Origin of the sequence: Oryzibacillus soli, assembly GCF_051594765.1 — a bacterium.
GTDB lineage: Bacteria > Bacillota > Bacilli > Paenibacillales > NBRC-103111 > Paenibacillus_AR.
On record NZ_JBPPGJ010000011.1, the window covers coordinates 216327 to 222426 of the forward strand.

Below are 6100 nucleotides of genomic sequence, written 5' to 3' on the forward strand. Positions count from 1 at the left end.
GGTCTCACCCCTCGTCGTAGCGGGTTGCCCGGCGGACAACCAGCGTCAGCATAAGTGTCAACATAATGACCAGGAAGCTGGCCGCATTGGCCACTCCCATGTCGAATTTGAGAATCCCCGATTCGTACGTGTAGATCATGATTACATCGACGGAACGTTCGATGGCGGGATTTTTCATCACCAGGATCTGATCGAAGATACGCAGGATGCCCATCGTATTCAGCATCATGACGATCTTCATGGTCGGCACCAGCTGGGGGAGGGTCAGGTAGCGGACCAGCTTCCAGCGGTTGGCTCCGTCGATCCGCGCCGCCTCGAAGAGCGACGGATTCAAGCTCACGATGGAGGCCAGATAGATGATGCAGACGTAGCCCGCATCCTTCCATACGGCGGACAGCACCATCATCCAACGACCGTAATCCTTCTCTGCGAGAAAGTGGATCGGCCTGCCGCCGAACCAGGCGCGGATCTCGTTCACCAGCCCGCCGTCCGGAGTCAGCATGAAGATCCACAGCCCGGCTACGACAACCCACGAGAACAGATGCGGGATGTAGAGCACCATCTGCGTCAGCTTCTTGAACCAGGTCCTCGAGATCTCGCTTAAGGACAAGGCCACGGCCAAGGGCGCCGCGAACCCCAGCAGCAGGATGCCCCCGCCGATGACGAAGGTATTCCCGAGCATTCTCCAGAAATTCGGGTCGTGCAGCACGTGCTCATAATTCGCCCATCCGACAAAAGGCCGGTCCCCGATGACGCGAAACTTCTGGAAGCTGATCAGAAGCCCCCGGGCCAGCGGATAGTAACAGAACGTCACAAAGTAGATGAAGACCGGAACCATCATCAGGTAAAATACGGCGTTGCGTCTTAGCGCTCTCATCGCTCTCCTCCACTTGCGGCCGTCCTAATCCTCCGCCGATGCACGCATCCGATCAATCGATCAGCTTGGCCGCTCTTAGCTCCTGATCCATCTTCTTCACAGCCTCGGCGGCAGGCAGCTTGCCCTGCATGGCCTGGAGGGCGTAATTGTTCAAGATCTTCTCCACTTCCTTCCAGCTGCTGCCCGTGGTCTCCAGCGTCCCATGCTTCAGTACGAGCTCTTGGGCTTCCTTCACCCCGGGCAGCAGGCCGAAGGGATTTTTCCACTTGGTGTTGTAGACGAACGGGGAGCCGTGGTCCATACTGTGTTCCTTGCCCGTCTGGGTCAGCTCCACTTTACCGTCCTTGACGGTGTAATCTTGGCCCTCGATTCCCAAGGTTCCCAGCACATTCCCCTTCTCCGTGCTCCAGAACTCGATGAATTCCATGGCGGTCTTCGGATCGGGAGCGTTCACCGGAATGACCCATACGTTGGGGTCCCCGCGGCGCATGATGATCTTCCCGTCCGGGCCCTCGGCAGGAGTCAGGCCCTTGGCCTTGAAGGTGGTCGCCGGATCCTTCTGCAGCCGGGTATTGTTGAACATTCCCACCCATGCGTCCCAGTAGGTAACCATTCCGACCCGGTCCGTCAGGAACAGGTCCCTCATCTTGCCGGAATCATTGGTGGCGAAGTTCGGATCCAGGATGCCTTCCTTGTACAGCTTGGCGAACCATTCAAATACCGGAACCGCCGCTTCCGTCGCGTAAGGAACAGTCCGTTTCCCCTCCTTCATGACATAGCCGGCCTTGACTCCTGCGCCACTCATGAAGCCCTGAATTTCGTACAGTCCCGCCGTGGTCAGACCATAGGTATCGTCCTTGCCGTTGCCGTCCGGATCCTTCTCCTTGAAGGCTTTCAGCACCTGATAGTAGTCATCCAGCGTCTTCGGCTCCTTCAGGCTGAGCTTCTCCATCCAGTCCTGGCGGACCGTCGGCATGGTTCCTCCCTGGAACTTGGTGAAGATGCCGTAGCGCTTCCCGTCCTTCAGCTTGACCTGCTTCCATTCGTTGGCCGGGAACACTGCGGGATCGGAGAGGACCGAGGACGCCCGGATCTTGTCATCCAGCGGCATCAGCACCCCTTGGTCGAACAGGATCTCCATCAGCGGCTTGTCCACCTGGATCAGGTCATACTTCTCACCGGATGAGATGGCAGGCAAAAGCTTGTCGTTCATGTTCCCGCCCGGCTTCTCCATCTTCACCTTAATGCCTGTCAGCCGTTCCACTTCCTTCTCGAACAGCGTATGCTCCTCCGGCGTCTTCCCGCCGATGACGCCCACCATCATGCGAAGCTCCTTCGGCTTCGCGGCCTTGGTCTCCGCCGTGGAACCGCCGGCGGTGGAGGGACTTCCGGAGGCGGGGGCGGAGCCCTCCGCCTTCTCTTCACTCGTGCTGCCGCAAGCGGCGGCCGTAAGCAGGAGGATGGAGGACAATGCAACGGCCAAACTGGACTTCAAGCCTTTTTTCAGCATGATTTCGCTCCTTTGATAGGGTTTCGTTAGGGTTCGAATGTTAGGTTATTTCGAGTCGGGAAGCGGAGTTCATGATGGGAACCAGGCCGGGGGGCGGGCTGCAGGACTCCCGAAGCAGAAGCTCCGATGGAATCGTCACCCGCTTGATGACGCGGGATGGTGCGGTGCAGCCGTCGATCAGGAGCTTGGCTGCTTCGCTGCCCAGGAGCTCGCCGTTCAAGCGAACGCAGCTGAGCGTCGGCGTGAATTCGGCTCCGTGATCGGGCTCCACGCTGAAGGAGAGCACGGACAGATCGCCGGGGATGCACAGCCGGAGCTCCGCTGCAGCCTGGTAGACGCCCAGCGCCACTTTGTCCGTATCCGTCAGGATGGCCGTGACCCGGGGCTGTGCCGTGAGATGCTGAAGCGCCATACGATAGCCGTACTCCACGGAGTTCCCCCGGCTCGGCTTATAGACCATCCGCCGCGGGTCCGTCTGGAGGCTCACGGCCTCCATCGCCATGCGGCACCCGGCCTCCCGGTCCTGGGAGACCGTCCGGTTCCTGGGCGCATTCAGGAACAGAATGTGCCGGTGTCCCAGCTGCAGCAGATACTCCGTTGCGCAGAAGCCGGCTCCTACGTTATCGTTATCCACGTAGGACACCTTGGCTTCATACTCTCCGGGCGGCCTTCCGACGACGACCACCGGAATGGGGCCTGCGAGCCTCTCCCGGAGCCGGGGATCCTTCACTACCGGGTCCAGCAGAATTTCTCCGTCGATGGGATCGGAGGACCAATTTTCGGGCTGGCTGGAGAAGTCCTTGGGCAGCGTATTTACCAGCAGGCGGTAACCCCGGCTGCAGCACTCCTTCAGGACTCCGTTCAACAGCGTCATGTGGAAGGCGCTGAACCGGACCCGTTCTCCCTCCATGCTGAGCCCCACGATGCGGGTTTCCTTGCTGGCCAGGGTACGCGCCCAGTAGTTGGGCTTGTAGTTCAGCTCCCTCGCCGCATCCAGCACGCGGTCGGCCACCTCCTTGCTGATCGGCCTTTTCTTCGAGAACACGTTGGATACGGTGCTCTTCGACACTCCTGCAGCCTTCGCGACATCCTGAATCGTTGCCAATGCGTCTCTGCCCCCTGCCGTGTATGCTACGTCCCTAATGGTAAACCGGTTTTATTATCCAAGCTTCAACTGGGGCTAAAGAAATTGTAAACCGCGGCCCATTTACACGTTCTTTAGAATCAAACCGGTTCGATGATATCAGGGTAGGGATGAAGGCTGCCCAACACGCGGGTCCTCGTGAATGAAGGCCGCTATGCCACAAAAAAAAGGGAGCCCACTCGCCGCGTGGCTCCCCGTTAATCCTCTATGCGATTGTCTCCTCAAGCTGCTCCCGCAGCCAGTCGAAGGAATGGCGTCCCGAGATCTCGTGCTTGCCCGGGAACAGGTCCGACTGCAACCGCTCCTCCGCGCCGAAGCTCCGGTATAGGGCCTGGAGCCGGCCGATGGCTTCCCGGGTGGACTCCACCGGGAATACCTTGTCGTCCAAGCCCGATTCGACGAACAGCGGACGGGGCGCCATCAGCCCCATCAGCTCCGGCTGCTCGGCCAGGTGCAGAATGCCGGGCACATAATTGTCGATGCAGTGGGGGCGGTCCAGAATGCTGCCCTCGAAGGTATTGGTGTAGCCGCAGATGATGGTCGCCCGGATCCTCGGGTCCAGCGCTGCCGCCATGGAGGCCACCAACCCGCCGCCGGAGAAGCCTAGCGCCCCGATCCGCTGCGGGTCCGCCTCCTGCCGGGAGGCCAAATAGTCCAAGGCGCGCCTGGCCTCATAGACCCGGAAGCCGGCGATGGTCATCCCGCACAGCATCAGCAGGTTGGAGATGGGCGCGCAGCTGGAGGTCTTGGCCTCCGGATCGGCTTCCACGGCCTCCCGCAGGCGCCGGTCTCCAAAGCCGAGGATCTCCGGCACGAGGACGAACATACCCCGCTGGGCCAGCTGCACGGCGAACCGGTTGTGGATGCCCGGATCCTGGGCGAAGGTGCCGTCCGGATTCATCCCGAGGGCGGCCCGCTGTCCGATACCGTGGCCATGGCAGGCCAATACAGCCGGGAGACGGCCGGATCGGACCTCCGGGTAGAGGGCATAGACCGGCACCCGAAGTCCCTCGAAGGTGGAGTAGGCCAGCTTCTCCACGATCAGCCCCTCATGCCGGAACGTCTCCAGCAGCTCCGGCTCCAACGGGGCCGGCTGCTCCGGGAACGTGCCCAGTGCGGCAGACAGCCTCCGGCGAAGCTCCTCCTGCTTGGCCACCAGGGCCGTGCCTCCGCCCGCCGTACGGTCATAGCTCTTCTCCACCGTATCACGGTACAGCTTGTTCATAAATACATCCGGGCTCCACATGCTCATCAGATTCGGCTCCTTCATTTCGTGTTATGTTGCTTTCCCGTACAGATGTTACGGCCTCCAGCCGTCCGTACCGCTTAGGATGCGCTCCACCGTCAGGCTCTGCGCCTCCTCCTCCGTCACGGAGACGGCCCAGCCGACGCGGTCCGCATGCTGCATGCCCGGGCCGTAGCTGCCGTATTCGCCGTAACGGGTCGTTTGTTCGGCGTCCTTCTTGCCCCAGTTGTCCCAGCCCTCGCGCTTGATATGGAGCCCCATCCAGCACCGGATGAACAAGGTGCGGGCGAAGGGTCGCCAAGGCCGGCCCAGATAGACGATCTCCTCGTCCTCCTTGGCCGTCAGGCGGCAATCCAGGAAGACGTATCCGTATTCCTGGCCCTCCGGGGTGGAGGCCGCCGTAATATAGCCGCCCCGCAGGGAGCATATCTCACATCGGTCGAACACACACGTCGCCGCTCCGAAGATGTAGTCCACGTGCCCTTCGATGTAGCACTCCTCGTACAGGTGTCGGCCGCTGCCGGTGTAGAGAGTGTCTTGGTTGGCCAACAGCCGGACGTGCCGGAACACCTGCCGGTCTCCCAGCACATACAGAGCCACCGCCTGCCCGACCGGCCGGCCATGACCTGCCGTATTCTCCACCGTCATATGCTCCATCGTGAAGTCATCGGACAAAATCTGTAACGTGGCCGTCCGGCCCGTTCCCAGCTCCCGACCGTCCGGCCCCGGCATCCGGGCATAGTCGCCCCAGGAGAGCACCGTCTCCTCTGCACCCTCGCCGATCATCCGGATCGGGGGCTTACCCTTCGGGATGATGATCTTCTCCCGATACACGCCCTTGCGCACTAGAAGCTCCACTCGCTCCGTCCGCCCCTCGGGCAGCGCATCTATAGCCGCTTGGACGGAACTATAATCCCCGCTGCCGTCCACGGCAATAATCCATTGTTTCATATTGAATGCTCCTCCTGCTCTCTTTTGTAACTCCAGCGGCATATTTGCCGCTCGTTTGCGCCTACGGCTGGGCGCCGGGACAGCCAGCGGCAATTCTGCCGCCGATTGCCCTCCTCGCGCCCGCCCACTCGGCCTCGCCGTCCACCAGCGGCATATTTGCCGCTCGTTCGCGCCTCCGGCCAAGCGCAAGGACAGCAAGCGGCAATTATGCAGCAGATTGCCCTACCAGCGGCCGACCACTCGGCCTCGCCGTCCCCCAGCGGCATCTTTGCCGCTCGTTCGCGCCCACGACTGGGCGCCGGAACAGCCAGCGGCAATTCTGCCGCCGATTGCCCCCACGCGCGCCCGCCCACTCGGCCTTCCCTCCACCAG

General features: G+C 61.5%; 5 protein-coding genes. All 5 read right to left on the reverse strand.

All coding sequences use genetic code 11. The features are described from left to right. Window positions 1-4: 4 nt before the first annotated feature. The 5 genes from ACSEXW_RS16820 to ACSEXW_RS16840 all read right to left on the reverse strand — a co-directional run bounded on the left by ACSEXW_RS16820 (window position 5) and on the right by ACSEXW_RS16840 (window position 5728). Window positions 5-877: an ABC transporter permease subunit gene (locus ACSEXW_RS16820; RefSeq protein ID WP_438447329.1), complete on the reverse strand. Its 873-nt coding sequence runs from the start codon at window positions 875-877 to the stop codon at window positions 5-7. A gap of 52 nt (window positions 878-929) precedes the next feature. Beyond that, window positions 930-2387 (reverse strand): extracellular solute-binding protein, encoded by a 1458-nt coding sequence (locus ACSEXW_RS16825; protein ID WP_438447330.1) that lies wholly within the window; start codon window positions 2385-2387, stop codon window positions 930-932. 40 nt (window positions 2388-2427) lie between these two features. Continuing rightward, the gene (locus ACSEXW_RS16830) at window positions 2428-3492 is read right to left on the reverse strand and encodes a LacI family DNA-binding transcriptional regulator (protein WP_438447331.1); all 1065 of its coding nucleotides are present in this window, start codon (window positions 3490-3492) and stop codon (window positions 2428-2430) included. Between the two features lie 244 nt (window positions 3493-3736). Then, window positions 3737-4783 (reverse strand): alpha/beta hydrolase family protein, encoded by a 1047-nt coding sequence (locus ACSEXW_RS16835; protein WP_438447332.1) that lies wholly within the window; start codon window positions 4781-4783, stop codon window positions 3737-3739. 48 nt (window positions 4784-4831) lie between these two features. Then, entirely contained in the window at window positions 4832-5728 is an 897-nt protein-coding gene (locus ACSEXW_RS16840; RefSeq protein WP_438447333.1) for a pectinesterase family protein, read from the reverse strand. Window positions 5729-6100: the final 372 nt, after the last annotated feature.